Source organism: Dankookia sp. P2, assembly GCF_050632255.1.
Lineage (GTDB): Bacteria > Pseudomonadota > Alphaproteobacteria > Acetobacterales > Acetobacteraceae > Paracraurococcus.
The window spans coordinates 3,327,577-3,352,799 of sequence record NZ_CP192581.1 but is presented as its reverse complement, the minus strand read 5'-3'; the positions used below and the strand labels follow the sequence as shown (position 1 = coordinate 3,352,799).

The following is a 25,223-nucleotide window of genomic DNA, read 5'->3' as shown; positions in this document are numbered from 1 at the left end:
AGGCGGAGGTGCTCTTCGCCCCGCACCACTGGCCGACCTGGGGCAAGGCCGCGATCCGGCAGCACATCGAGAATACCGCGACGCCTTCAAGTTCATCCACGATCGGGCGCTGCACCTCGCCAATGCCGGCTACACTCTGCCGGAGATCGGCGAGATGGTGCGGCTGCCGCCGGAGCTGGAGCGGAACTGGGCGACGCGCGGCTACTACGGGACGGTCAGCCACAACGCGCGGGCGGTCTACAACTTCTACCTCGGCTTCTTCAGCGGCAACCCCGCGGAGCTGGAGCCGCTGCCGCCTGTGCAGGCCGCGCCGCGCTACGTCGCGCTGATGGGCGGCGCCGAGGGCGTCCTCCGGGCCGCGCAACAGGCCTACGACGCGGGCGACTACCGCTGGTGCGCGCAGCTCCTGCAGCACTTGGTCTTCGCGCAGCCGGACAACGCGGCGGCGAAGAACCTGCAGGCCGATGCCTTCGAGCAGCTGGGCTACCAGACCGAGGCGGCGACCTGGCGCAACTTCTACTTCGCCGGCGCGCAGGAGCTGCGCTCCGGCCTGCCGACGACGACGGCGGCGATGGGGGCTTCGCCCGACCTGATCCGCAACCTGCCGCTCGAGCAGGTCTTCGACTACCTCGGGATCCAGCTGGACGCGGCGAAGACGGCGGGGAAGGCGATCACCATCAACTTCGAGGTCGAGGGCGGCGCCGAGAAGCGGGCGCTCGTGCTGCGCAACGGGGTGCTGAACCACCTGACGAAGCCGGCCGCCTCGCCCGACCTGACCGTCCGGGGGAGCGTGGCGGGGATCGTCGCCGCATTGATGGGCGGCAATCCCGACCAGGCCGTCGCGCGCGGGCTTGTCCAGGTACAGGGCCGCGCGACGGCGCTGAACGAGATTGCTGGGCATGACGACGGCCCCGGGATTCTGGTTCCCGATCGTCACCCGGCCGGCCTGGCAGGGCTGATACCGGCGGGCCGGCGCCGAGCAATCTTCGTGGAAGGAGGGGCGATGACCGAGGGACGCGTCATGTCGGGCGCCGCGCCGAGCGACCGCCGTGGCGGGGGCCGCGACCGGCGCCACCTCCTGCTGAACGGCTCGGCACTGATCGCCGCCGGCGCGCTGGGGGCGGCCGCTCCGGTGAACTCGGCGCGGGCGCAGCCGGCCCGCCCGGCCGGACGCCGGCCGAACATCGTCCTCATCCTCGCCGACAACCTCGGCTACGGCGAACTTCGGCTGCTACGGCGGCGGCATCCTCCGCGGCGCCCCGACGCCGAGGATCGACCGCCTGGCCGGAGAGGAACGCGGCTGCTGAACTTTAACGTCGAGCCGCAATGCACGCCGTCCCGCTCCGCCCTCATCACCGGCCGGCACCCGATCCGCTCCGGCACCTACAGCGTCCCCATCGACGGACGCCCCTACGGCCCGGTGCGGTGGGAGGTCACCATCGCCGATCTGCTGTCCGGGCAGGGCTATGCTACCGGCATCTTCGGCAAGTGGCACCTGGGCGACAGCGAGGGCCGCTACCCCCACGACCGCGGCTTCGACGAGTGGTACGGCATCCCAAACTCGAGCGACGAGAGCTTCTGGCCGCAGCAGCCGGGCTTCGACCCGGCAATCGCACGCCCGGAGCATGTCATGGAAGGCCACCGGGGCGAGACGCCACGGGAGGTCAAGGTCTACGACGCCGTCGCCCGCCGCGAGATCGACCCCGAACTCACGGCGAGGACCGTCGACTTCATGCGGCGCAGCGTGCAGGCGGGCAAGCCGTTCCTCGCCTACGTACCCTTCACGCTCGTGCACGCCCCGACCGAACCGTCCCGGCAATTCGCGGGCCGGACGGGAAGGGGCGACTGGGCCGACGTGCTCGCCCAGATGGACTGGAGCGTCGGGCAGATCCTCGATGCGGTAGCCGAGGCTGGGCATCGCGGACGACACCATCGTCGTCTTCACGAGCGACAACGGCCCCGAGGAGACCTACCCCTGGCGCGGCTGGGCGGGCCCGTGGTCCGGCTCCTACTTCACCGCCATGGAAGGCTCGCTGCGCACGCCCTGCATCGTCCGCTGGCCGGGCCGGGTCCCCGCCGGCCGGGTGAGCAACGAGATCGTGCACATCACCGACCTCTACACCACGCTCTCCCGCGTCGCCGGCGCGGAGATCCGCAGGACCGCCCGGTCGACGGCCTGGACCAGACAGCCTTCCTCGGCGGCGAGGAAAAATCGGCGCGCGAGTGGTTCCCGGTCTACGTGAACAACGAGCTCTACGCGGTGAAGTGGCGCAACTGGAAGCTCCACTTCGTCTGGCAGCAGCGGATGGACGACGCGCCGCAGCATCTCGGCGGCGGCGTCAGGCTGTTCAATCTCGACGTCACCCCGCAAGAGCGTCCCGACGAAAGCCTGCCGACGGGCTTCACCCATGGCTGGGTCGTGCACGGCATCTTCGCGGCGCTCGCGCCCTTCCAGGAGAGCCTGAAGCGCCATCCACCGATCCCGATGGGGACCGGCGATCCCTACACGCCGGGGGCCCACACGTCGGGGCCCAACACGCCGGGGACGGCCAGGTGAGCCCTGCGCCGGGGCGGCCGAGGACCGCCGCCATCCGGGCGGGGCGGAGGACGCACCGGGCCACCCGGCGCCCGCCGGCGGGCACCGCGGCCCTCTCCGCGCTGCTCGGCCTGGCATCCATCCCGACCGGCGCCGCCGCTGACGAGGGCGGCGTCAGCTTCTGGGCGCCGGGCCTCTACGGCAGCCTCGCAGCCGTGCCGGTGGACCCGGGCTGGTCCTGGGCCACGGTCTACTACCACACCTCGGCCGATGCCGGCGCGGCGCGGACCTTCCTGCGCGGCGGCAGGTTCGAGAGCGGCCTCTCAGCGCGGGGCGACGCCGCCTTCTTCGGCCCGACCTACACCTTCGCCACGCCGGTCCTCGGGGCGCAGGCCGCGTTCAGCCTGCTGGGCGTGGGGGCCACATCGACGCCGCCGTGGACGCGACGCTGGCCGGGCCGCGCGGCAACGCGATCTCGGGCCAGAGGAGCGACGCCCGCACCGTCTTCGGCGACCTCTACCCCCAGCTGACCCTCAAGTGGAACCACGAAGTCCACAACTTCCTCGCCTACGCGACCGGCAACGTCCCGATCGGCGCCTACAACCCGAACCGCCTAGCCAATCTTGGCATCGGGCACGGAGCGATGGATGCCGGGGGCGGCTACACCTACCTCAACCCCAAAACTGGTCTGGAATTCTCAACAGTGCTGGGCGTCACCTACAACTTCGAGAACCCCGACACGAAGTACAAGAACGGCGTCAACCTGCACCTAGACTGGGGCGCATCCTACTTCATAAGGGAACAGGTGCATGTCGGCGCGGTGGGCTACCTTTACAACCAGATCACCGACGACAGCGGATTGGGTGCGAAACTAGGTGGCTTCAGGTCACGCGTTGCCGGCCTCGGCCCGCAGGTCGGCTACATGTTTGCGGTCGGGGAGCGGGTAAAGGGCTACTTGAACGTGAAGGCGTACGGCGAGTTTGCCGAGCAGAACCGGCCTGCGGGATGGAATGCCTGGGTGACGCTGTCCTTCTCCCTGGCCGAGCCGCACCGATAAGCCGCGCGGGCGAGGTTGGTCCTTCTTCCGGACTCACTTCCACCTGCGACCGGATGGCTGCCTCTCGCGCTGTGGCTGGCACGATCATCGAGGCCAGGAGCGTGGTCGGCTTCGGCATGGAGGTGCCTGTTGGTGAGGTGTCCTGCTTGGCCGGGCCTGGTCGTCGAGGGCGAGCTTGCTGATCGGCAAGGCGCTTCCTTTGTGTCTGCCGATGTAGGTAGAGGAGACGTCCAGGTGGCGCGACCTCTACAGCCGCTACCGCCCACTTTGGTCGGCCAAGGCTCGGTGCACTTTATCCGCTTTCAGGGAGGCGGGCGTGCCCAGCCGATAACTGATAAGGACGCGAAGCCGTCGATCCTGTGACCCCTCGGCATATGGCCGTTTCACTACCAGGAGCAGACCTTGGCGGGCCGGGTACGAAGGTCCGAGAAGGGTCGCATTCAGACATGGCTTACCATGTCGGGAGGAAGCGAATGGACCAGCATCTTCACTGGGTCATCGTTGACACGCCCGGCCGTGGCTTGGTGGACGTCACCAGCCGCATCTGCCCTTGGGTCAGTGCGCAAGGCATCAGCACCGGCGTGCTCACCATCTGGTGTCGGCACACCTCGGCTTCGCTGCTGGTGCAGGAGAACGCGTCGCCGGACGTGCGGGCCGACCTGGAGACATTTCTGGCGCGCCTGGTGCCGGATGGTGGCGCGGGACGCTATCGGCATGCGGACGAGGGGCCAGATGACATGCCCGCTCATATTCGCGCTGCGCTGACGCAGGCCCAGCTGTCGATCCCTGTCGCCGAGGGCCTGCCGGTGTTGGGGACGTGGCAGGGCATCTATCTGTGGGAGCACCGCCTAGCGCCGCACCGCCGAGAGCTGGTGCTGCACCTAATGGGCGAGCGAACATAGAGCTTGGGGCTTTGGAGAGCGTCGGCGACGCCCATTGGGTGAGCAATCGCTCCGCTGAATCCGCACCGGCCGGGGTGCACCAAGTTCAAGGAAAAACAAGGCGCTAGACCTTGTTGGAAAAATCGGCCAACCCTCAAGGTCCGGAGACAATGCCGCTCTCTGGAGAGAAAAATCGCCCTCGTTCCGGATTGGCACCATCAAGGTCACGGCTAAAAGCGGCCCGAAACCTGCGCCTCAGCGCGGTGTCCAACTCAGGAGAGACAGGTTGTCGGGGCAACGACTGGAGCGGCGGTGGGAACCGGGAACTGAAATTCTCTGGCCGATTCGGAAGGTCCGCTACCGCCATGAAGGGCGGGGAGCCGAGTGCGGGATTAGCAACGCATCATCCGCCGACGCGCGCCAACGCTGCGGTTGATGTTCCGAACGCTGCACTTAGGCAGAGGACGATCCGAGCCACCCCGGGCCGTTGCGAGGTTCATGGCTCGTCCCGCTTCCGCCGGGCTCGCCACCGTTTCTCGGCTTCCACCAACGCGAAGCCGAGCGCCGTCGCCACGGCGACGGCGGCCCAGAGGTCAAGGCCGATCGGCGCCGTTCCGAAAACCGCCTGGAGCGGCGGCGCGTAGGTAAGCGCCAGCTGCAGCAGCACGGTCGCGGCGGTTGCAATCGCCGCCGGAAGGATGCCGCGGGGATCAAGGCCCGATGCTCGGTCGCCGCCGTGCACGTTGAACAGATAGGCAGCCTCGAACAGCACAAGCGAGTTCACCGCGGCCGTCCGTGCCTCATCCAGCCCGGCGCCGCCCGGCCCGCGGGCCCAAAGGAAGACCCCAAAGACGCCGCCCAGGAAAGCGAGCGACACGAGGGCGACCCTCCCGAGCAGAGCGGCATCGAGGAGGCTGGTCCCGGGAGCGCGCGGCGCGCGGCGCATGACGTCCGGTTCGGCCGGCTCGAAGGCGAGCGCCAAGCTGAGTGCTACGGTCGTGACTAGGTTCACCCACAGCAGGTGCAGCGGCGCCAGCGGGGCCGCGACGCCCAGCACGACGGCGGTCACGACCACCAGCGCCTCGCCCCCGTTCGCCGGCAGCGCGAAGACGAGGGCCTTGCGCAGGTTGTCGGCGACGACCCGCCCCTCGTGCACCGCCGCGGCGATCGTGGCGAAGTCGTCGTCGGCGAGCACGATCCTCGCGGCGGCGCGGGCCGCGTCCGTGCCGCCGCGGCCCATGGCGACCCCGACATCCGCCCGCGCAAGCGCCGGCGCGTCGTTCACCCCGTCGCCCGTCATGGCCACGACTTCGCCGCGCGCCTGCAGGGCCTCGACTAGGCGCAGCTTCTGCTCGGGCGCCACGCGGGCGAAGACGTCGGTGTCGGCCGCGCGCCCAGCGAACCCCGCCGGGGTAAGCGCCTCCAGCTTCCGCCCCGGTCGCCACACGCTCGGCCCGGGCGAAGCCGAGCATGCCGGCGACGGCGCGCGCGGTGGCCGGGTGGTCGCCGGTGATCATCACCACGCGGATGCCGGCCTCCTGGCACTCGGCGACGGCGTCGGCAGCCTCGGCGCGCGGCGGGTCGAGCAGCCCGACGAGCCCGAGCAGCGCGAAGCCGCCACCGGCGACGTCCGCCTCCGTCAACCCCGCCGGCGCGGCCGCGCGACGCGCGACGGCGAGCACACGCCGCCCCGAGGCCGCCAGAGCCTCGGCGTCGGTGAGCCACGCGTCGCGGTCGAGCAGCCCCGCGGCGGCCGGCGCGGTCTGGATCCGGTCGCAGAGCGCCAGCACGCGCTCGGGTGCGCCCTTCAGCAGGAGTACGGGGTCCGCGTCGGTGGCGTGCAGCGTGGCCATCCAGGCGCGCTCGGCCGCGAAGGGCAGCGCGCCGAGGCGCGGCCGGTGCCCGCGCGTCCCGCCGGGATCGAGCCCCGCCCGCGACGCCAAGGCGAGCAGGGCTGCCTCCAGCGGATCGCCGACCGCCGTCCATGCGCCATCGTTGGACCTCGCCAGCGCCGCATCGCTGCAGAGCGCCGCGGCGGCGGCCAACTCCCGCAGGAGCGGCCCGGCCTGGGCCGGGTCGCCAGCCTGCCAGGTAACCACGCCGTCCGGCGCGTAGCCGACGCCCGTGATCACCGCGCGCCTCCCGCCGGGCAGGAGCACGCGGTCGGCCACCATCTCGTTCCGCGTGAAGGTCCCGGTCTTGTCGGAGCAGATGACGGTGACGGAGCCCAGCGTCTCGACCGCGGGAAGTTGCCGAACCAGCGCTTGGCGTCGCGCCATGCGCTCCACGCCGACCGCGAGCGTGACGGTGACGATCGCCGGGAGTTCCTCCGGGATCGCGGCGACGGCGAGCGCGACCGCGGCGAGCAGGGTATCGCCGACCGGCGCCCCATGGACCAGAACTCCGACGGCGAAGCAGAACGCGGCGAGGCCGAGCACGCCGGCGCCGATCCAGCCGCCGAGGCGCGCGACCTGCCGCAGCAGCGGCGTCTCCTCGGCCCGCACCGTGTCCAGCAGCGCGCCAATGCGGCCGAGCTCGGTCGCGGTCCCCGTGGCGACCACCACGCCGAGCCCGGTCCCGCCCGTGACGATCGTGCCGGCGAAGAGCATCGAAGTGCGGTCGCCGAGGGGCGCGTCGGTGGCGACCGGCGCTATGCCCTTTTCCGTCGGCACGGACTCGCCCGTGAGGGCGGCTTCCGCGGCGCCGAGCGCGCCGTCCGCCCGCAGCAGGCGCAGATCCGCCGGGACCCTATCGCCGGTCTCGACGAGCACGACGTCGCCCGGCACCAGTCCGGCCGCGTCGAGCTCGGCGCGCGTGCCGTCGCGCAGCACGCGCGCCCGCGTGGCGAGGAGGGACGAGACGGCGCCGAGCGCGCGCTCCGCCCGGCCATCGAGCACGAGCCCGACCGCCGCGTTGGCGATGACGACCGCGGCGATCACCGCGGCGTCCAGCGCGTGTCCGATCGCGCCCAGGACGGCAGCGGCGACGATCAGCAGTTGGACCAGAGGACTCGCGAACTGGCGGGCGGTGCGTGCGGCAAGACCCGGCCGGGGCGGCTCCGGCAGGCGGTTTGGACCGGCCTCCCGGAGCCGCCGCGCCGCCTCGGCCGTAGCGAGGCCCCCCTCGACGGCACCGAGGGAGCGGAGCACCTCCGTCGGCGCGAGAGCGTGCGCCGCGGGCACGGCCAGGACGCCGCGGCGCGGCGCGCCCGGGGCACGGCCGGGAACCGAAGGGGCATAGGCGTCACGGTGCGCCCAAGGGGGCGTCACGGTCGCCCCGCGTCGTCACGACCTGCTCCGGCCCCTGCGGCCGCGGCCTGCAGCGCGACGTGCTCGGCGTCAGCCAGGCCGTGGTACAGCTCGTCCTCCTGCGCGAAGTGCAGCCGCAGGATCGCGTCCAGGCCGTAGAGCACCCGCCGGAAGTCGTTGGCGGCGGCGGGGCCGAGCCCCTCCGGCGGCAGGTCGATGGTCATCCGGGTCAGCAGCCCGCCGAGCCGGTGCACCTCCCGGTGCGTCCGGTGCATCGCCGCGATCGGGTCGTCGCCCCCCAGCGCACGCTCCACCGCCGGGTAGACCCGCGCGTCGTCCTCGCGCTCGTGGGGCAGGAGCCGCTCGCGCACCAGCCGCTCGACCTCGGCCAGCTCCACCGCCGCCTCCGCGGGCGGCAGGGCCGCGAGCCCATCGGCGACGGCCCGCAGGCGCGCAAGCGGCTCCGCCAGGCGCTCGTGCTCCGCGGCCAGGCGGGCGACCTCGGCCGCGGGTAGCGCTACCCGCGGTCGCCCCGGCGCCGCGGACCCGCAGCACGCGGAGCGCGTTCAGGATGGCGGCGAGGTCAATCGCCTCCTGCAGGAGCGCTCCGGCCACCGGCGGCAGGAAGCCCAGTGCCGCCGCCACCATGGCGAGGACGGACAGGCCCATGCCGATGCCCACGGTCTGCACTGCGATCCGCCTCGCCCCGTGCGCGATCGCCAGCGCCTCGGCCAGCCGGTCCAGCCGGTCCACCAGCAGCACCACATCGGCTGCCTCCGAGGAGGCGCCGGAGCCGCGCGCGCCCATGGCCACGCCCACGTCCGCCGCGGCCAGGGCCGGCGCGTCGTTGACGCCGTCGCCCACCATGGCGCAGACCTCGCCGCTCCCCCTCGCCTCGGCGATCGCGGCCAGCTTGTCGCGCGGCTGCAGCTCCGCCCGCACCGCGTCCACCCCGAGCGCCGCGCCGATCGCCTCGGCCACCTCGCGCCGGTCGCCAGTGAGCATCACGACCCGGGCGACCCCGGCCTGGCGCAGCAGGCGCAGCGCCCGCGGCGAGTCCGGGCGGATCTCGTCAGCGAGCAGGATGGCGCCGAGCATCCGCCCCTCCGCCGCCACGAAGACGCCGGTGGCGCCCTCGTAGCCCATGCGACGCAGGAAGCGCTCCTCCCACCCCGCCGGCGCGGCTGCCCGCGCGGCGACGTAGGCGTGGCTGCCGACCGAGACGCGGCGGCCGTCCACCTCCCCCGTCACCCCCGCGCCGGGCTCCTCCTCCGCCCCAGCCGGCAGGGCCAAGGCGAGGCCGCGGGCGCGGGCGGCCGTCACGACTGCCCCGGCGATGGCGTGCTGCGAGGTCTGGTCGAGGCTTGCGGCCAGGCGCAGCACCTCCTCTGGCGCGACGCCGGGCACCTCCTCGATCGCGGCGACCCGGGCGTGGCCGGCGGTCAGCGTGCCGGTCTTGTCCAGGAAAACCGTACGCACGCGCGCCAGGACCTCGAGCGCCGCCCCGCCCTTGACCAGAACGCCGCGTCCGGCGCAGCGCGACATGCCCGAGACGACGGCCACGGGGACGCCGAGGATCAGTGGGCAGGGGGTCGCCACCACCATGACGGCGAGGCCGCGCACCGGGTCGCCGGTCAGCCACCAGGCGGCGCCGGCCAGGCCGAGGGCAAGCGGCGTGAATGCGAAGGCCACCCGGTCGGCGAGGCGGACGGAAGGTGCCTTCGCCTCCTGCGCGGCGCGCACGAGGCGGACGATGCCGGCCAGCGTGCTGTCGGCCGCCGCGGAGGTCGCCTGCATGTCGAAGGGGGCGCCGGCATTGACCGCTCCGCTGCGCAAGGCCTCGCCGGCGGCGCGCGTGGTCGGGATCGGCTCGCCGGTCAGCGCCGCCTCATCGAGCACCGCTGCTCCGCGCGCCACCACGCCATCCACCGGGACCGTTTCGCCGGCCCGCACCAGCAGGCGGTCACCGGACACAACCCCATCGAGCGGGACCGCGGCCAGGCCGCCGCCCTGGTAGCGGTTGGCGGTCCGCGGCACGCGCGCGAGCAGGTCCGACATTTCTCGCCGGGCGCGGGCCTCGGCGTAGTCCTCCAGCGCCCGGCCGCCCGAGAGCATCAGCCCGACGACGCCCGCGGCGACATGCTCGCCGAGCGCGAGGGCGCCGCCGATGGAGACCAGCGCGATCACGTCGAGGCCCAGCTCGCGCCGCGCTAGGCCCGCGAGGCTGTCGAGCAGTACCGCAAGCAGCACCGGCAGCACGCCGGCCAGCATCAGCCATGCGGCCCAGTCCGCCCGGCCGAGCCACCGTGCGCTGAGGCCTGCGCCAAGCCCCACGGCCGCGAGGGCCAGCAGGGCCAGGTTCAGGACGCGCCGGCGGTCCGCCACGACGGCGGCTCCGGACAGTGCAAGCCGGGCTTGCCCGCGTCTCCGCCGGCGGTCCAGCAGCCCGCCCCGCGGACCGGGTGGGCGCCGTGCCTCGTGCGCCTCACAGCATCGCCCGGACCACCAGCGGCATCGGCTCGAGCCGGTCCACGACGGAGGTCACGCCCGGCACCTCCTGCGCAAGGATGCGGAAGGCCTCGCGCACCGCGTCGTTGCGCGCGAAGCCGTATAGCGTGACGACGCCGCCTGTGACGTTCGGGTACACCCAGAAGGTGTCGGTCCAGGGCTGCTCGCGCATCGCGGCGATAACCCCGCGCAGGATCTCGCGGTCGTCCCGCGGCGCGACCCCGCGGGTGACGGCGCCACGCCCTGGGCCCGCAGCACGGCGCACAGCAGGTCGGCGCGAGACACGAGCCCGACCATCTTCCCGTCCCTCATCACCGGAACACGGCGAATTCCGTGATCCTCCATCAACCGCGCGATCTCCTCGGCAGAAGCAGCCTCGCCGACAGTGATCAGGTCTTTCGACATCACGTCGCGCGCGGTCTTGCCGTGCGCTTTCGCAAAGCGTTGCGCCATCGGTGCCGGGTCGCGGAACAAGTCCAGGAACCAATTGAATGGCCCTCGTGGCTGGTCGGCCAGGCGCCGGATGAGGTCGCCCTCGGTCACGACGCCGAGCGGCGCACCGGAGGTGTCCACCACCGGAACGGCGGAGATGCCGCGCGCGGCGAGCAACTCGGCAACCGCCGCCACCGGCATCTCCGGCGGGACAACGACGAGGCCCTCGGTCATCAGGTCCTTGGCGATCATGACGGCTCCTCCCGAACGCGGCCCGATGGCCTCGCATCTTGCCGGGAACCGGTAGGCCCTGTCGTCGGACACGGCCATGACGTGGATCAAGGCCGAGTTAGGCCGCCACGAGATGTAGTAGGTGTGGAAACGAGCCGCCGTCGGTTCCGCATCGGGATCGCGTCGGTCCAAACCTGGGTGGACGCGATGCCCGTTATCCCGGCCCAAGCGGAAGGCGACCGCCATGGCCCGTCGCGCGGGGCGCCCGTCTTCGTCGCCCGCGGGCTGTGCAAGAGCTATGGCGCCGGCGACGCCGCGGTGCATGCCCTCCGCGACCTCGACCTCGACATCGCCGTCGGGGAGTTCGTTGTGCTGCTCGGGCCGTCGGGGTCCGGGAAGTCGACTCTACTCAACATTCTCGGTGGGCTCGACGCGCCAACCGCCGGGCGCGCGGCCTGGCGCGACCACGAGCTAGCCGGGGCAGACGAGGCGGCCCTGACCGTCTACCGGCGGGAGCACGTCGGGTTCGTGTTCCAGTTCTACAACCTGATTCCCAGCCTGACCGCGCGCGAGAACGTCGCGCTCGTCGCGGAGATCGCGCGGCGCCCAATGCGGCCGGAGGAGGCGCTCGGCATGGTCGGGCTGTCGCACCGGCTGGACCGGTTCCCCGGCCAGCTCTCCGGCGGGGAGCAACAGCGCGTCGCCGTCGCCCGGGCCATCGTCAAGCGCCCGGACGCATTGCTCTGCGACGAGCCGACCGGGGCGCTCGACGCGGAGACCGGCCGCCTCGTGCTCGCCGCCATTGCACGGGCAAATCGTGAGGTTGGCGCCACTACGGTGGTGATCACCCACAACACAGCCATCGCCGGCATGGCCGACCGGGTGCTGCGCATGGCCGGCGGCCGCGTCGTCGCCGCCGAAGCCAACCCGCGCCGCAGAGCGCCGGAGGAGCTGGCCTGGTGAGCATTCTCGACCGGAAGGTACTGCGGGACCTGGTGGCCATGCGCGGCCAGGTGGCGACCATCGCCCTGCTGGTCGGCGCGGGCGTCGCCGTGCTGGGGATGTCGGTGAGCGCCTGGCTCTCGCTGCTCGGCGCGCAGCGGGCCCACTACGCCGGAACCCGGTTCGCCGAGGTCTTCGCCTCGCTGGAGCGAGGCCCCGCGAAGCCTCCTCGCGGTGCTTGCCGAGATCCCGGGCACTACCGCGGTAGAGGGGCGGGTGGCGGGCGACCTCCGCGTGGATTGGCCGGCTTCGCCCTCGCCCGTGGCCGGACGGGTGCTCTCGCTGCCGGCACCCGGCGGGCAGCCGGTGCTGAACCGGCTAAGCCTGGTGACCGGGCGCCTGCCCGATGCGCTGCGGCCGGAGGAGGCGGTGCTGCACACCGCCTTCGCCGAGGCCTGGGGCGTGCGGCCCGGCGATGCCGTCGCGGCGATCCTGAACGGCCGGCGGGAGGCCTTCCGGGTCGTCGGCATCGCGCACTCGCCGGAGTACGTGTTCACCTCCCGGCCGGGCAGCCCGCTGCCCGACGACCGCGGGTTCGTGGTGCTGTGGGCGAACGAGGAGGCGGTCGCCCGCGCCTTCGACATGCAGGGCGCCTTCAACCAGGTCTCGCTGGCGCTGGCGCCGGGCGCCTCGGAGCCCGCGGTCGTCGCCGAGGTGGACCGGGTCCTCGAGCCCTGGGGCGGGCGCGGCGCGCACGGCCGGCGCGACCAGCCCTCCCACCGCTTTCTCGAGGACAAGCTGGCCGAGCAGCGGACCATGGCCGTGACCGTGCCGGTGGTGTTCTTCGGCGTCGCCGCCTTCCTGCTGAACGTCGTGCTCGGGCGGCTGGTCGAGGCGCAGCGCGAGCAGGTCGCGGCGCTCAAGGCGCTCGGCTACCCGTCCTGGCCGATCGCGGTGCACTACGCGAAGTTCGTCGCCGCCGTCTGCGCGACCGGCTCCGTCCTGGGCGCCGCGGGCGGGGCTTGGCTGGGCGCGGGCATGCTGGCGGCCTATCAGCCGTTCTTCCGCTTCCCTGACCTGCCCTACGTGCTGCCGGCCTGGCTGCCGCTTGTGGGCGCGCTCGCCAGCTTCGCGGTGGCGCTGCTGGGCGTGCTGGCGGCGCTGCGGCGGACGCTGCGGCTGCCGGCGGCTGAGGGGTTGAGGCCGCCTACGCCCGCGGCCTCCGGCGGACGGTCCCTCGGCCCGCTGCTGGACCGGAGGCTCTCGCCCCGCGCGAAAATCGCGCTGCGCGGCCTGCTGAGCCGTCCCCTGCGCACCGCCCTCACCGTGCTCGGCCTGGCCCTCGCCGTGCCGATGGTGGTGCTGGGCCTGTTCTGGCGGGACGCCCTTGCCTCGATGGTGGCGCTGCAGTTCGACGGGATCGAGCGGGGCGACGCCTTCGTCGCGCTGACGGACCCGCGGCCCTCGCGCGCAGTGCGGGAGATCGCCCGGCTGCCCGGCGTGCTCGCCGCGGAGGGGCAGCGCATCGTCCCGGTCCGCATGCTCGCCGGCCACCGCGCCCACCTGCTCGGGCTGACCGGTCTGCCGCGCGGTTCGGAACTGCAGGTCCCGCGCGACGCCGACCTGCGGCCCGTCGAGCTTCCGCCGGACGGGCTGGCGGTGAGCCGGCGGCTCGCCGCGAAGCTCGGCGTCCGGCCCGGCCATCCCCTGCGCGTCGAGGTGCTGGAAGGCGCGCGCCGGGTCCTGGAGGTGCCCGTCGCATCCCTCGTCGAGGACGTGATCGGCCTGGGCGCCTACATGGAGATCGAGGCGCTGAACCGCTTGCTCCGCGAGGACGACCTCGTCTCCCACGTCGCGCTGCGGGTGGATCCGCGTGAGGCGGAGGCGGTCTGGCGGCGGCTGGAGGAGCGCCCGCGGGTGGCGTCCACCAATATCAAGGCCGTCTCGCTGCGGGTGTTCGACGAGGTGATCGCCGGGATGGTGCTGACGACCGCGGGTGTCCTGACCGGCTTCGGCGTGATCACCGCGGTCGGCGTCGTCTACAACGCCGCTCGCGTGTCGCTGCAGGAGCGGGGCTGGGAGATGGCGAGCCTGCGAGTGCTGGGCTTCGGCCGCGCGGAGGTCGCGCGCATCCTGCTCGCCGAGCTCGTCATCGCAACGATCGTCGCTGTGCCGCTCGGCCTGCCGCTGGCCCAGGCGGCCGTCGCGCTGATCCTGGGCTCGCGCGACAACGAGAGCTTCGACCTGCCGGCCTCGATCAGCCCAGCCACCTTCGGCATCGCCGGGCTCGTGGTGCTGGGCGCCGCGGCCGCGAGCGCGGCGGCCGTGCGACGGCGGATCGACCGGCTGGACCTGGTCGCGGCGCTGAAGGCGAGGGACTGACCGGTGCGCCTTCCGGCCGCCAGGCGGGTCCTCTGGCTGCTGGCCGCGGCGATCCTCGGCGGCGCGCTGTTCCTGGTCTTCCGGCCGCAGCCGGTCCGCGTCGAGACGGCACGGGTCGAGCGCGGCCGCTTCGTCGCCACGGTCGAGGAGGACGGGCGGACGCGCGTGCGCGACCGCTACGTCGTCTCCGGCGCCGGTGGCGGGGCGCGTGCTCCGGCTGGGCGTCCGGGCGGGGGACGCCGTCGCCCGGGACGATGTCTTGGCGGAGATCCAGTCGGCGCCCTCCGCGCTGCTCAGCGCGCGCGCCCGGCGCGAGGCGGAGGAGCGCCTCGGGTCGGCGGAGGCGATGCTGCGCCAGGCGGAGGCCTTGGTGGAGCGTGCGGGGGCACAGCTCGTGCAGGCGGAGGCCGACGCCGCCCGCGCCCGCGTCCTGCACGCGCGCGGCACGGTGCCGGCCCAGCAGCTCGAGCGCGCGGAGCTGGCGGAGCGCACCGCGGCGCGGGACCTGCGGGCCGCGGAGCAGCGGCGGCACGCCGCGGAGCACGAGCTGGACCAGGCCCGAGCGGTGCTGGAGCGGCCCCTGGCGCCGGAGACCGGCCCGGAGAGGCGCGAGGTCCGGTCGCCGGCCGCCGGGCGGGTGCTGCGCGTGCTGCAGGAGAGCGAGACGGTGGTCGGCGCCGGCGCGGCGCTGCTGGAGATCGGCGATCCCGCCGACCTGGAGGTGGCCGTGGACGTGCTTACGACGGAGGCGGTGGCGATCGCACCGGGGGCCGCGGTGGCGATCGAGCTGTGGGGCGGGCCGGAGCCGCTGGAGGGGCGCGTGCGTCTGGTGGAGCCCGGCGCCTTCACCAAGGTCTCCGCGCTCGGCGTCGAGGAGCAGCGGGTCCTGGGTGGTGGTCGACATCACCTCCCCGCGCGAGCGCTGGGCCTCGCTGGGGGACGGCTACCGGGTCGACGCGCGGATCGCCGTGGCTACGGTCGAGGACGCCGTGCTGGCGCCCGCCGGCGCGCTGTTCCGCAAGGGCGACGGCTGGGCCGCCTTCTTGGTGCGGGAAGGCGTCGCGCGCGAGGCGCGGGTGGCGGTCGCCCGGCGCAGCCCCCGGCTCGTGGCCGTCGCCGCCGGGCTGGCGCCCGGCGACCAGGTCGTCCTGTTCCCGCCGAGCGCGCTGCGCGACGGGGCGCGCGTGAGGAGCGTCCGGTAGACCTCCGCCCCGCCGGGCTGCGGGGCGCCGTCGCGGCCTCGCCTACCGCGCGTGCACGTAGCGGCCGGGCGCCGGGTCGAGCGGCACGAGACCGCGGTCCGGCGCGCCCGTCATGGGCGGCGGGACGCGCTCGCCGGAGCCCGCGGACGCCAGCCAGGCGTCCCAGGCGGGCCACCAAGACCCGTCGTACCGCGGCGCGCCGGCCGCCCAGGTGTCCGGGTCCATGTAGCGGTCCCCGTGCCGGCGCGTGCCCAACTGGTAGCCGACGCCTGGGCGGCCCGCCGGCGGGCTGACGATGCCGGCATTGTGGCCGCCGTCCACCAGCGCGAAGGTCACGTCCGTGTCGGCGAACAGCGCCACCTTGTACACGGACCGCCATGGCGCGATGTGGTCGCGCGCCGTGCCCACGGCGAAGATCGGAGCGGCGATGTCCCGCAGCGCGATCACGCGCCCCTCCACCGCGAAGCGACCGGCGGTCAGGCGGTTCTCCAGGAACAGGCCCCGCAGGTACTCGCCGTGCATGCGCGCGGGCATACGCGTCCGGTCGGCGTTCCACGCCATGAGGTCAGAGGCCTCCTTGGGTTCGCCGAGCAGGTAGCGCCGGACCAGCCGGGACCAGAGCAACTCGTCCGGGCGCAGCGCCTCGAAGGCGCCGGCCATCTGATGCGCGTCGAGGTAGCCCTGGGCCCACATCAGGTCCTCGAGCCAGCCTACCTGCTCCTCGTCGGTCAGCAGCATCAGCTCGCCGGCCTCCGCGAAGTCGGTCTGCGCGGCGAGCAGCGTCACCGAGGCGAGGCGGGCGTCGCGGTCGCGCGCCATGGTCGCCGCCGCGATGGACAGGATGGTGCCGCCCAGGCAGTAGCCGCAGGCATGCACTTTCCGCCCCGGCAGGACGGCCGAGACGGCGTCGAGCGCCGCCATGACGCCGCGTCGACGAAAGTCGTCCAGGCTGGTCTCCCGGTCGCGCTCGTCCGGGTTCTTCCAGGAGACCAGGAACACCGTGTGGCCCCGCTCTACGAGCCAATGGACGAGCGAGTTCCCCGGGCTGAGGTCGAGGACGTAGTACTTCATGATCCAGGCCGGTACGATCAGCACCGGCTCGGCGTGCACAGCCTCCGTCGCCGGCGCGTACTGGATGAGCTCCATAAGGTCGTTGCGGAGCACGACGTGCCCGGGCGTTGCGGCGACGTCTCGGCCCACCACGAAGCGCTCCGCGCCCGCCGGCGGACGGCCGGCGAGCAGGCGGTCCCAGTCCTCCAGCCAGTTGCCCGCGCCGCGCAGCAGGTTCGCGCCGCCCTCCTGTAGCGTCCGGTCGAGGACTGCCGGGTTCAGCCAGGGCAGGTTGGCGGGCGAGGCGAGCCCGGCGAGCTGACGCACGAGGAAGCGCATCTGCTCCTCGTGCCGGCGCGTCACGCCGGGGACCCGGCGCGCCGCCTCCAGCCACCAGGATTCGGAGAGGAGGTAGGCCTGCGCCACAGCGGCGAACGGCCAGTCGGACCACCGCGGGTCGGCGAAGCGCCGGTCGCCGGGCACGGGCACGGCCGCCGGGTCCGCGGCAGAGCGGGCGAGCCACAGCGCGTAGCGCGCGGCGAGGCGCTGAGCCCGCAGCGCGAGCGAGAGCTGCCTGCCCGGCGCGCGGGCGAGGTGGAAGGGTCCAGTCCGCCCAGGGCGCGAGGACGGCGAAGGGCGAGACGCCCTGGGTGGCGCGCGCCTGCGCCGCGCGGAGGGCGCGGTCGAGTGTGGCGAAGTCCTCCGCCGGCCCGGCCGTGTGCATGGTCGACGGCATGGCTGCGGCCCGGCCATCGTGTCCCGCGGCGGCGGGCGCCAGGCGGGGGCCGGCTCCCTCCTCGGCTTGCATCGTGCTCCTCGCGCGCGGTCGCCGCGGCCGGTCAGCGCACGCCGGCCGGCCCGGCCGGGCCGGTGGTCAGCGCGGGCTTTCCGGGCGTGCGCGCCGTTTCGCCGCCGTCGAGGAACAGCATGAAGCGGGCGAGGGGCCGCTTGAAGGCCAGCAGGTAGGCGACGTGCAGCCCGACCACGAGCACCAGGAGGTCGGAGACGGCCTCGTGCGCCTCGCCGAGCACACCGCCGCCGTCCTCCCGCTCGCGCCCGGGGTGCGCGCGCTCGGGCCGGTGCTCGTCGGAGCGCGCCGCGACGACCGCTTGGCCGCCGGCGGCGAGCCCGACCGTGCGGCCGCGGTCGAGAGCGATCCCGCTCAGCGTGGCGGCCAGGAGGCAGGCAGCAATGCCGGCGAGCAGCGTCCGGCTGACCGCGGGGTGGGTGAAGGCGTTGCCGACGCGCAACCCCTCGAACTTCGGGTAAAGCGCTCCAGCCCGAGTGGCCGGACGCCGGAGAGGGCCGCGAGCATGCGGAGGGCGGCGATGGCCGCGATCGCGTAGCCCAGCAGCGCGTGGACGGTCCCTACTTCGCCCGTGAGGTAAGCGGCGACGACCAGCAAAGCCAGCAGCGCGTGGTAGGCCCGCAGGCCTCGCATGACTGACATGGGGCGTCCTTAGACCGTAGCGGGATGCTTGCCTCTTTTAAGCCTGGGCCAGTGGCGGGTGCATTGATGGAGATCAACGGCGTCGCGGGCCCGCGCGGTCCCGAACCGACGCCATGGGAACGACTGCTCGAGGCAACGCAAGCCTCGTGTGTAGTTTGGAACACCCTGCGTGGATGGACCGGCACCACTCCGGTTGGCAGCAGATCGCGCAGCGCTCGACGCGGCTCCTACCCGCGGTTGATCTAGGCTGATGTCGCAGGCGATGGCCACATGCGGAGTTGCCGAAGGTCCGCGGTGGGTCAGACGTTGCGGTAGCCGCCTTGCAGGACGGGCGACAGCGGGAGCGGGCGGAGCGCACGCATCAGACAGCCGCTCAGGCTTCGCCTTCCTTAATCTCTAAGCATTCGTCGCAGTACCGCGATGACGCTTCCTTCGCCTACCAGCAGCAGCAGGACGATGGCCGCCAGCACGACTCGATGCGCCCGAGGCGCTCGTTTGCCTGCTTCCACCGCTCGGCGCAGACCGCCTCGTGCACGGCGAGCTTCGTCGCTACGTCGTCCTCGCTCATGCTTTGGTCCCCCATCCCCTACAGCCGCCCGACTATCTGGAAGCTCCGGTTCAGCAGCGAGAAATTGCCGCGCGCCGGAAACTGTCCTCGCCAGGATGTTTCACCGCGCCCCAGATCGCGCGCTGGTTCGCCGCAAACGTATCTCCGGGATCCGGGGGCGTCGTGCCGCCTTACTTGGGCGTGCGCTACTGCACGCGCCGCTTCGTCACGGCCACCGACAGGGTGGCCGAGTTGAGGTCGAAGGTGGCGGATGGTGAGATGTTCCGCGCCATGACCCGGACGGTGTTGGTGGTCCAGGCCGTCGCGTCGAGCTCGATGAACCGGGTCGACGAGGCCAGCGCGGCATCGGCCAAGTCGCCCACCCGGCAATTGGCGACCGTCACGTCGAGCAGGCTGGTATTGCCTGGTGCCAGCGACGGCAGGTCCCAAGACACCTCGGCCTGGAACTCCCGTGTCCCGACCGGCAGTGCCGGGGTCCCGCAGAGCAGCGCCGGCGCCTCTCCCGGCAGGCCATAAAGCCGGAGCGCCTCAAGCTCGATCGTCCCGTCGAAGCCGCAGATGCCGATCTGCGCGAAAGCGACGCTCGGGCCGAGCCGCACCGTCATGCGGCGGTTGAGCGACGAGTCCGCCATCGGCGCGCCGCCAGTCCAGGCCTTAGAGGGGGAGTTCCAGATCGGCGTGGTGAGCGAGGCCAGCACATCACCGACGACGTTCTCCCGGACGGTCATGCCGGCGTCGAAGCAGCGGACGAACAACCGCCCGCCATCGACACCACTGATCAGCCAATGCCCGAGCGCGATTCCCTTCGCCGCAAAATGCAAGAAATCAACTATGCGGGGTCGGCGCTGATCCGCTCCCAGAAAATGTCCCGGTACTGCACCACTCCGCTGATCTCTGCTGGTGGGGGCGTAAGTACCATGCGGCTGCCCTCGAACCGAACCTTTCGGACCTGGTCGCTGCCGATGCCAATCCTGCCTCCTGAGGATGCATCGACCTTAGTAACCAGGGTCGTACCGTCGAACGTGTAATTTCCGCAGTACGAGGCGTAATCGCGCCGCGTGCCTTCCGGCAATTCAGCGCGGCCGTCGCACAGCACGGCCATCATTCGTCCGTCCGCGTTGAGTGTCACGAGACCCATACCCTTGGGGCCGTAGGGTTGCGGAAGGGACTTGCCGTTCACGTCGCGAGACGTGGCTCCGACCACCTTCCAAGTGCCGACAATGCTAGTACTATTCTCAGTAGCTTTCGTCGCCAAAGCGCCTTGTGCGCGTGCTCGACTAACGCTTAGCACCGAGATCACTGCCGCAACGGCCGCCATAATCTCACGGCGCAGTATTCTGGCTCGCATTTTATACCCTCCCGAACGGACAGGTTATTGACCGTACGATGTCAGCGTCAATGCGTCAGAAGCGGACAGGCCGGTAGGGAAGCCGATGATGCCGACAGCAAGCGGACCTACGTGAGCTGCTCGTGGCTGAGCGCTCGCGCACGGTCCGGAGGCGCACATGCCAACGGTGGCTTAGGTCAAGCCAGAATAGGCTCGCCGCACCCCGATGCTGATGGCAACGCTTCCCCTCAATGTGGATGCTCTGTGCAGTACGTGACGTGAGTATCCGCTTCACTTTCAAACGCACCAGAGCGAATGGTCGCTCACGCGCTGGGGTGATTGCCGGCACGCCGCCCCGCCCGACATTCGGCGGGGCTTGGGCTCGTAGCACCCGGCGGGTCGGGTGCTGAACCTGGAGCCCCGACCATGGCCCTCTCCGACACCGCCCTCCGCGTCCTTGCCGAGGCTAGCCAGCATCCCCATCGCCTTGCCACGCCGCCCAAGCACCTCCCCGCGGCTGCCTGCAACGCGGTGCTCCGCAGCCTGCTCAAGGGCGGTTACGTCGAAGAATGTCCCGCGCCTTTCGAGTACATCGGCCTCGGTTGGCGCCAGCAAGACGGCGCCTGGAGCGCGCTTCGGGTGACCGACGCCGGGCTGCTGGCCATCGGCGCCGAGCCGCAGGGTAGCGCCACGCTCGCCCTCGACGCGGGCATGACGGCTAACCCCCGGCGGGCCCCGAGGAGGTTCACTGCGGGTTGCTCGCGGCATCTGACCCGGAAGGGCCCCAGCTGTCAGACGCCGCCCCGGAGGCCGCCACGGCAACGTCGGCATCGGCAGCCCGCGCCAGCCTTCGCAATGCCGCCCAGCGGGTCCTCAGCGCGTGGGACGACGAGGCCAGCCAGCGTGCCGACCTGCCCGGCGCGATCGCCATGCTGCGGGGCCTCCTGGCCAAGCCGACGTCGGCTGATCGCACCGCCGGCCCCTGCAAGCCGCGCGAGGGCACGAAGCAGCAGCAAGTGCTCGCCATGCTGCGCCGGCCCGAGGGCGCCACCGTCGTCCAGATCGCCGAGGCCACCGGCTGGCAGACCCACACGGTCCGCGGCTTTTTGCCGGCCTGAAGCGGCGCCAGGGCCTCGCGGTCGAGGCCGCCGAGCGGGTCCGCCAGGTCGGACCCGGCAAGGAGGGGGCCAAGGGCAGCTACACCGTCTACCGCTTGGCAGAGGCGGGCTGATGCGGCCAGCGCTGCCCCACGGCGCCGCCCGGCTGGCGGTCGGGCTCTACCGGGTCTCGACCGCCGAGCAGGACCATAGCGGCCTCGGGTTGGAGGCGCAGCAGGCGAGCGTGCGGGCCTATATCGAGGCGCAGGGCTGGACGCTGGTCGCCGAGTACCAGGACGTGGCCAGCGGCAAGGATGACCGCCGGCCGGGCTTCCAGGCGGCTCTGGCGCGATGCCGGCAACTCGGGGCGGTGCTGGTCGCCGCTCGCCTCGACCGCATCACCCGGCGCGCCCACACCCTCTCGGGCTTGCTGGAGGACGGCTACCAGATCCGGGCGGCCGACATGCCTGGAGCGGACGACCTGATGATGCGGATCTACGCCGCAATGGCACAGAAGGAGCGGGAGCTGATCAGCGAGCGAACCAAGGCCGCGCTGGCGGCCGCCAAGGCGCGTGGGGCGGTGCTGGGCGGCGACCGGGGCTACCGGCCCCCAGATGGCCCCAGCGCTATTGCAGCAGCTCGGGCGCGACGCGAGGGAGCCGAGCGAACGGCGCACCGGTTGGCTCTGGAGGTGGAGCGGCTGCGGACCGATGGCGTGACCAGCCAAGCAGCCATAGCGCGGGTACTGAATGAACGCGGGGTGCCGGTACCATCAGGTCATGGTGCCTGGACACATACCACCGTCGCCCGGGTGGTTGCCCGTGCCGCGGGGTGACCGTTTCAATGCATTGTCAGCTTGGGTGGTTGGTGGCAGCAGCTCGCTGAAGGCCTCGATGTCCGCTTTGCGCCTATCACGGCCATATGGAGGCCGTCATCGCCTCCTTGAAAGCAGACATGCCTTCCCCTTCGCCGGCTGAGATCGGTGACGGTCGGATGGAATGCTGCCAAGGCTCTGACATCAAGCGTCCATCTCTGCCTTCCATTCGCTGTCCTTCGCCGGCATCTGCGAATCCGACACCGGCTTAGGCCGCATGGGTTTCCAAGGTGCCTTACGTTTGCGATCATTTGGAAGGTGGCCGGGAGCGATCATGACGTTCGACAAGTTGCGTGAAGAGTTGGCCTTCCTTCTCGCCCCAGGCCGTATCGGCGCGTTCGACCATATCGAGCTGATCGAAGTGATTGGTACGCCGCGCGGAGGTGCTACGATCAACGTCCTGTCCGTCGCGGTACTCGCGGAGGGTCGCCCCAATATCGGCGATACCGAACGGCCGGAGCGCCTGACCGAACGGATCGGGCGGATCGACGGCTTCAGGGATTGGTCGTTTGGCGTCATGCGCACGCTCCGGCCGGTCGCGGCCCTCGATCAAGCCCTGTCAACGCTCGCTGCTTCGGGAGAGTGGACCTTGAGCGGGCACACGCTCGGGACGGGCACCTTGCGCCCCGATCCCGCCATGTTTGCCCCACCCGACGGAACGGTCCGGGTTCCGATCAACAATGTTCTGAAGAACAACTTTTGGGCGGGATCGCACGTGTTCCGGCTCACGGACCAGGACAAGACGCCCTTCGCGCCCTTCTTCGCCGACCGGCGACGGTTGCAGGTACTCTCCGATGCCATTTCAGCCGGCGTGCCGATCGCGTTTGCCGGCCTCGCGGATCTTCTCGGCGATGTTCTGATCCAGCTTCCTGTCACAGTCCTGGTGCCGAGCGTCACCGCACCCCGCGGCGCGGAGCATTCCGATGTCGCAGTGACATGGCGCAACGGTTCCACGCCACGTACCTTGGCGACCGCCGCCCGCACCCGATGGGACGAGCTCGTAACCGGGGCGGCAGTCAGCGAACGCTTCACGCATGGCGCTCGTCTGCCAGTCGACAGTCACCGCCAACCTCTGGAAATGGAAATTTGGGACGCCGAGGTGGGCATTCTGGTCGGGGCGACGCCATCGACATCGACGATCAGGCGAATCAGCCTAGACATGCATGTGATCCAGCACGAACCGCGTCTGTTCAACGCGCCCGACTTAAGAGGTCAGCCCGTTGCCGAGCGGGTAAAGCTCACAAAGACGAGGACCAGTTTAGTTGGCACGGAGGCCCGCCAGGATGCGAATTTCTGGCTTAGTCGCCGGCAGGACCTCGAGGAGAAGCGCCGGCTCGATGAGACTCGCGACTTCGTTCAATACCGCCCCCAGGCGAACTCGTCGGCACAGCAGATTCAGGCTCTGGCCGATGTCCGCTTCCTCATCGACAAGCACGGCGAGACCGGAGTGGATCTATGGGACCCATATCTCTCTGCAGAAGACCTTCTCCGGACTCTTTTCTTCTGCTGTCACAGCGGCGCCTCGCTTCGCGCGCTGACGGACGGTGGCGATCCTCCCTGCAAGACTTGCCAGGACTGCTCAACCCCGGAAGAACCAGCGGCACCGAGGCCGTCTTTTCCGGATCGGCAAAGAGCCGTTCTCGAACACGATGCCGGAAATCGTGAGGGTTTGCGCCTGGAGTACCGAAACCCGCCGGGGGCCAAAGGGCTGGCACTTTCACGACCGCTTCCTGATCTTTCCGAACATGCGCGATGGCCCGCGGGCATGGTCGCTTGGAACCTCCGTTAACAGCCTCGGCCAAGCCCATCACATCCTGCAGCGGGTGTCGAACCCAGCCATGGTGGCCGGGGCGTTCGAGGATCTCTGGGCGACCTTAGACGAGCCGCAGCACGTCATATGGAGGTCCTGGTGAGGGAAACCGCATTGGCGGTTCGGCGGCTCCTCGATGTTTGGGATGGGGAGGTCGTCGCTCCCCCCGGCATTGAGGGCGTGATTGCGGAACCGGAGGCGTCGAACGCCGACACCATGGTCGAGCGCCTGACGTCAGCGACGCACGCGGACCTTGGAGACGTTCCATGCGCCCTGGCCGCCTCGTCGGGTTTGGCGGCTGAAGAGGCTCTCCATCTGGCGAGACGTCTTGGTTGGACCGTGAAGGCGCTCGCCGATTGGGACCCACACCAGGATCTATCCAACTTGCGGATCGAGGCGGCGTTGGTGTCTGTGGCGGCCTGGAACTCGGATGGGGGCTTTTGGGAAGCGGTGCAGGCTCGTCTTCGAGGATGCCGCCTCACAATCGCGGCGCTCGAGATCGTGCTGCGCCATCGAGCACCGGTAGCACGAGTTCTCGATGATGCGCCCGTCTGGGAGCGCGAACATCTGCATGCCATGCAGGAGGCCGAACGGGCGCGGGACTGGGCGGAGTTGAGAGAGCGGGCCCGAGCCTTCGAGCAGCTGCCAAACCCCGATCCGGGTGCGCGACAAGCAACTTTGGCGCTCTTTCTTCTCGACTGGCCGCGCCTGATCCGTCTGGCCAATAGAAGCGAGGGGTGGTTGCACAGCCATCTCCTCATGGCGCCACTGCCGCTCGTGGATGCCCTTCGTCTCGCATCAGCCAGCGGGAACGGATACGCCCGGTTCGCGGCACTGGAACGCGTCGCCTACCGAGAAGTGCGTGATCTACTGCCTCAGGAGGAAACGGCACTCAGAAACCTGCTGATCGTTCTTGGCGAAGGACGCGGACGACTGGCCGCGTTGGCTCGCCGTGTGCAATCACTACCCCGTTCGCCATCCCCACATGCAGGCTGCTTTCGGTCGGGCTCTGGCCCGTAGCGATGGAACCGCGCTTCAGGCCTATGTCGAAAGCGTCTCGTTGAGCACGTCGGATAGCGATAGCCGGGCAAACGTCACCCGTTGCCTGTCGGTGTTTCGAGCGCGGGCTGGCGCCGATCGCAGACGTGCGCTTTGGCGCGCGGCCTTCGAGCGATGGCAGGGCTGGAATTTTGCGGAGGACGAGGGGCAGAACCTCACCTCTCTTGCCCGGAGCGCATTGGACTACGGCGTGGTGGGCTGGCTCATCGAGGGCGAGCAGCAAAAGTCGTTCGCCGAGCTGGAGCGTTCCTTCTCGGATGATCTGCGCAGCTTGGAACTGCGATGGCATGCCTCGTTAAGCTCAGCCATTTCTGAGTTCTTCCGGCTGATCTCTCGGCATCAGGTTATGGCCCATGCGAAACGCCGATCAGCAGCCGATGCAGACTGGCTGCCGGGTCTCTCTATCGATCTCCCAGCCGCAGCAACTGATGAGTTCCTCCAACGGCGATATCACTGGAGCGATCGGCAGTTTTCCGATTGACGGGCTCGTAAACAGCCGATCCACTTTCGGCCAAAATCAGATTTGCCGCCAGTTTAGTAAAGGTCTGGATTGTGGTGATCTGGGATGA

The 25,223-nt window shown here is 71.2% G+C and carries 20 protein-coding genes and 5 pseudogenes; 13 read left to right on the top strand and 12 right to left on the bottom strand.

Going from position 1 to position 25,223, the window contains the following annotated elements; translation table 11 throughout:
- Nucleotides 1-154: 154 nt before the first annotated feature.
- From ACQ86J_RS19795 to ACQ86J_RS19780, 4 genes are all read left to right on the top strand, one after another.
- Nucleotides 155-2,557, top strand: coding sequence for an alkyl sulfatase dimerization domain-containing protein (locus tag ACQ86J_RS19795; protein WP_431266856.1), 2,403 nt, complete (start codon nucleotides 155-157; stop codon nucleotides 2,555-2,557).
- A complete protein-coding gene (locus ACQ86J_RS19790; RefSeq protein WP_431266855.1) occupies nucleotides 2,554-3,066 on the top strand; it encodes a hypothetical protein in 513 nt (170 codons plus the stop codon). The genes ACQ86J_RS19795 and ACQ86J_RS19790 overlap by 4 nt, the downstream gene beginning before the upstream one ends.
- Entirely contained in the window at nucleotides 2,973-3,593 is a 621-nt protein-coding gene (locus ACQ86J_RS19785) for a SphA family protein (RefSeq protein WP_431266854.1), read from the top strand. Before ACQ86J_RS19790 ends, ACQ86J_RS19785 begins: the two co-directional genes overlap by 94 nt.
- A 473-nt stretch (nucleotides 3,594-4,066) precedes the next feature.
- Nucleotides 4,067-4,495 carry a secondary thiamine-phosphate synthase enzyme YjbQ gene (locus ACQ86J_RS19780; protein ID WP_431266853.1) on the top strand — a complete coding sequence of 143 codons (429 nt, stop codon included), beginning with the start codon at nucleotides 4,067-4,069 and terminating at the stop codon, nucleotides 4,493-4,495.
- A gap of 475 nt (nucleotides 4,496-4,970) precedes the next feature.
- Here ACQ86J_RS19780 and ACQ86J_RS19775 read toward each other — a convergent pair whose 3' ends face one another.
- From ACQ86J_RS19775 to ACQ86J_RS19750, 6 genes and pseudogenes are all read right to left on the bottom strand, one after another.
- Nucleotides 4,971-5,837 (bottom strand): HAD-IC family P-type ATPase, encoded by an 867-nt coding sequence (locus ACQ86J_RS19775; RefSeq protein WP_431266852.1) that lies wholly within the window; start codon nucleotides 5,835-5,837, stop codon nucleotides 4,971-4,973.
- 157 nt (nucleotides 5,838-5,994) lie between these two features.
- Nucleotides 5,995-7,623, bottom strand: a pseudogene (locus ACQ86J_RS19770) (HAD-IC family P-type ATPase); the annotation flags it as partial.
- A 116-nt stretch (nucleotides 7,624-7,739) separates the two neighbouring features.
- Nucleotides 7,740-8,171: a hemerythrin domain-containing protein gene (locus ACQ86J_RS19765; protein ID WP_431272471.1), complete on the bottom strand. Its 432-nt coding sequence runs from the start codon at nucleotides 8,169-8,171 to the stop codon at nucleotides 7,740-7,742.
- 163 nt (nucleotides 8,172-8,334) lie between these two features.
- Nucleotides 8,335-9,993, bottom strand: a pseudogene (locus ACQ86J_RS19760) (heavy metal translocating P-type ATPase); the annotation flags it as partial.
- A 214-nt stretch (nucleotides 9,994-10,207) separates the two neighbouring features.
- Nucleotides 10,208-10,495: a BON domain-containing protein gene (locus ACQ86J_RS19755; RefSeq protein WP_431266851.1), complete on the bottom strand. Its 288-nt coding sequence runs from the start codon at nucleotides 10,493-10,495 to the stop codon at nucleotides 10,208-10,210.
- A gap of 50 nt (nucleotides 10,496-10,545) precedes the next feature.
- Nucleotides 10,546-10,863, bottom strand: a pseudogene (locus tag ACQ86J_RS19750) (CBS domain-containing protein); the annotation flags it as partial.
- 237 nt (nucleotides 10,864-11,100) lie between these two features.
- Here ACQ86J_RS19750 and ACQ86J_RS19745 point away from each other — a divergent pair.
- The 4 genes and pseudogenes from ACQ86J_RS19745 (at nucleotide 11,101) to ACQ86J_RS19730 (ending at nucleotide 15,419) form a co-directional block, all read left to right on the top strand.
- Nucleotides 11,101-11,856, top strand: coding sequence for an ABC transporter ATP-binding protein (locus ACQ86J_RS19745; RefSeq protein ID WP_431272470.1), 756 nt, complete (start codon nucleotides 11,101-11,103; stop codon nucleotides 11,854-11,856).
- A gap of 213 nt (nucleotides 11,857-12,069) precedes the next feature.
- On the top strand, nucleotides 12,070-14,217 hold the full coding sequence (locus tag ACQ86J_RS19740) for an ABC transporter permease (RefSeq protein WP_431266850.1): 2,148 nt from the start codon (nucleotides 12,070-12,072) through the stop codon (nucleotides 14,215-14,217).
- 346 nt (nucleotides 14,218-14,563) lie between these two features.
- Nucleotides 14,564-15,007 (top strand): annotated as a pseudogene (locus ACQ86J_RS19735) (HlyD family efflux transporter periplasmic adaptor subunit); the annotation flags it as partial.
- A 100-nt stretch (nucleotides 15,008-15,107) separates the two neighbouring features.
- A complete protein-coding gene (locus ACQ86J_RS19730) occupies nucleotides 15,108-15,419 on the top strand; it encodes a hypothetical protein (protein ID WP_431272725.1) in 312 nt (103 codons plus the stop codon).
- Between the two features lie 42 nt (nucleotides 15,420-15,461).
- On the opposite strand, the gene ACQ86J_RS19725 is transcribed toward ACQ86J_RS19730, so the two are convergent.
- The 6 genes and pseudogenes from ACQ86J_RS19725 to ACQ86J_RS19700 form a co-directional block, all read right to left on the bottom strand.
- On the bottom strand, nucleotides 15,462-16,958 hold the full coding sequence (locus tag ACQ86J_RS19725) for a PHA/PHB synthase family protein (RefSeq protein ID WP_431266849.1): 1,497 nt from the start codon (nucleotides 16,956-16,958) through the stop codon (nucleotides 15,462-15,464).
- Nucleotides 16,959-17,115: 157 nt separating this feature from the next.
- Nucleotides 17,116-17,193, bottom strand: a pseudogene (locus ACQ86J_RS19720) (hypothetical protein); the annotation flags it as partial.
- Between the two features lie 115 nt (nucleotides 17,194-17,308).
- The gene (locus ACQ86J_RS19715; protein ID WP_431266848.1) at nucleotides 17,309-17,719 is read right to left on the bottom strand and encodes a hypothetical protein; all 411 of its coding nucleotides are present in this window, start codon (nucleotides 17,717-17,719) and stop codon (nucleotides 17,309-17,311) included.
- A gap of 636 nt (nucleotides 17,720-18,355) precedes the next feature.
- Nucleotides 18,356-18,487, bottom strand: a complete 132-nt coding sequence (locus ACQ86J_RS19710; RefSeq protein ID WP_431266847.1) for a hypothetical protein — start codon at nucleotides 18,485-18,487, stop codon at nucleotides 18,356-18,358.
- A gap of 185 nt (nucleotides 18,488-18,672) precedes the next feature.
- On the bottom strand, nucleotides 18,673-19,308 hold the full coding sequence (locus ACQ86J_RS19705) for a hypothetical protein (RefSeq protein WP_431266846.1): 636 nt from the start codon (nucleotides 19,306-19,308) through the stop codon (nucleotides 18,673-18,675).
- An 8-nt stretch (nucleotides 19,309-19,316) separates the two neighbouring features.
- Nucleotides 19,317-19,667, bottom strand: a complete 351-nt coding sequence (locus ACQ86J_RS19700; RefSeq protein WP_431266845.1) for a lipocalin-like domain-containing protein — start codon at nucleotides 19,665-19,667, stop codon at nucleotides 19,317-19,319.
- Between the two features lie 1,076 nt (nucleotides 19,668-20,743).
- Here ACQ86J_RS19700 and ACQ86J_RS19695 point away from each other — a divergent pair.
- From ACQ86J_RS19695 to ACQ86J_RS19675, 5 genes are all read left to right on the top strand, one after another.
- Complete coding sequence (locus ACQ86J_RS19695) at nucleotides 20,744-20,932, top strand: DUF3489 domain-containing protein (RefSeq protein WP_431266844.1); 189 nt, start codon at nucleotides 20,744-20,746, stop codon at nucleotides 20,930-20,932.
- Between the two features lie 112 nt (nucleotides 20,933-21,044).
- Nucleotides 21,045-21,746, top strand: coding sequence for a recombinase family protein (locus ACQ86J_RS19690; RefSeq protein WP_431266843.1), 702 nt, complete (start codon nucleotides 21,045-21,047; stop codon nucleotides 21,744-21,746).
- 313 nt (nucleotides 21,747-22,059) lie between these two features.
- Nucleotides 22,060-23,574 carry a VPA1262 family N-terminal domain-containing protein gene (locus ACQ86J_RS19685; protein ID WP_431266842.1) on the top strand — a complete coding sequence of 505 codons (1,515 nt, stop codon included), beginning with the start codon at nucleotides 22,060-22,062 and terminating at the stop codon, nucleotides 23,572-23,574.
- Nucleotides 23,575-23,682: 108 nt separating this feature from the next.
- Nucleotides 23,683-24,615, top strand: coding sequence for a hypothetical protein (locus ACQ86J_RS19680; RefSeq protein WP_431266841.1), 933 nt, complete (start codon nucleotides 23,683-23,685; stop codon nucleotides 24,613-24,615).
- Nucleotides 24,581-25,135: a hypothetical protein gene (locus ACQ86J_RS19675; RefSeq protein WP_431266840.1), complete on the top strand. Its 555-nt coding sequence runs from the start codon at nucleotides 24,581-24,583 to the stop codon at nucleotides 25,133-25,135. The genes ACQ86J_RS19680 and ACQ86J_RS19675 overlap by 35 nt, the downstream gene beginning before the upstream one ends.
- The last annotated feature ends 88 nt before the right edge of the window (nucleotides 25,136-25,223 follow it).

Excerpts from the sequence above, each read along its gene's own strand:
- ACQ86J_RS19795 (WP_431266856.1), top strand. The coding sequence starts at position 155 with ATGGTGCGGCTGCCGCCGGAGCTGGAGCGGAACTGGGCGACGCGCGGC.
- ACQ86J_RS19780 (WP_431266853.1), top strand. The coding sequence starts at position 4,067 with ATGGACCAGCATCTTCACTGGGTCATCGTTGACACGCCCGGCCGTGGC.
- ACQ86J_RS19745 (WP_431272470.1), top strand. The coding sequence starts at position 11,101 with ATGCCCGTTATCCCGGCCCAAGCGGAAGGCGACCGCCATGGCCCGTCG.
- ACQ86J_RS19710 (WP_431266847.1), bottom strand. The coding sequence starts at position 18,487 with ATGAGCGAGGACGACGTAGCGACGAAGCTCGCCGTGCACGAGGCGGTC.
- ACQ86J_RS19695 (WP_431266844.1), top strand. The coding sequence starts at position 20,744 with ATGCTGCGGGGCCTCCTGGCCAAGCCGACGTCGGCTGATCGCACCGCC.
- ACQ86J_RS19690 (WP_431266843.1), top strand. The coding sequence starts at position 21,045 with ATGCGGCCAGCGCTGCCCCACGGCGCCGCCCGGCTGGCGGTCGGGCTC.
- ACQ86J_RS19685 (WP_431266842.1), top strand. The coding sequence starts at position 22,060 with ATGACGTTCGACAAGTTGCGTGAAGAGTTGGCCTTCCTTCTCGCCCCA.
- ACQ86J_RS19680 (WP_431266841.1), top strand. The coding sequence starts at position 23,683 with ATGGAGGTCCTGGTGAGGGAAACCGCATTGGCGGTTCGGCGGCTCCTC.
- ACQ86J_RS19675 (WP_431266840.1), top strand. The coding sequence starts at position 24,581 with ATGCAGGCTGCTTTCGGTCGGGCTCTGGCCCGTAGCGATGGAACCGCG.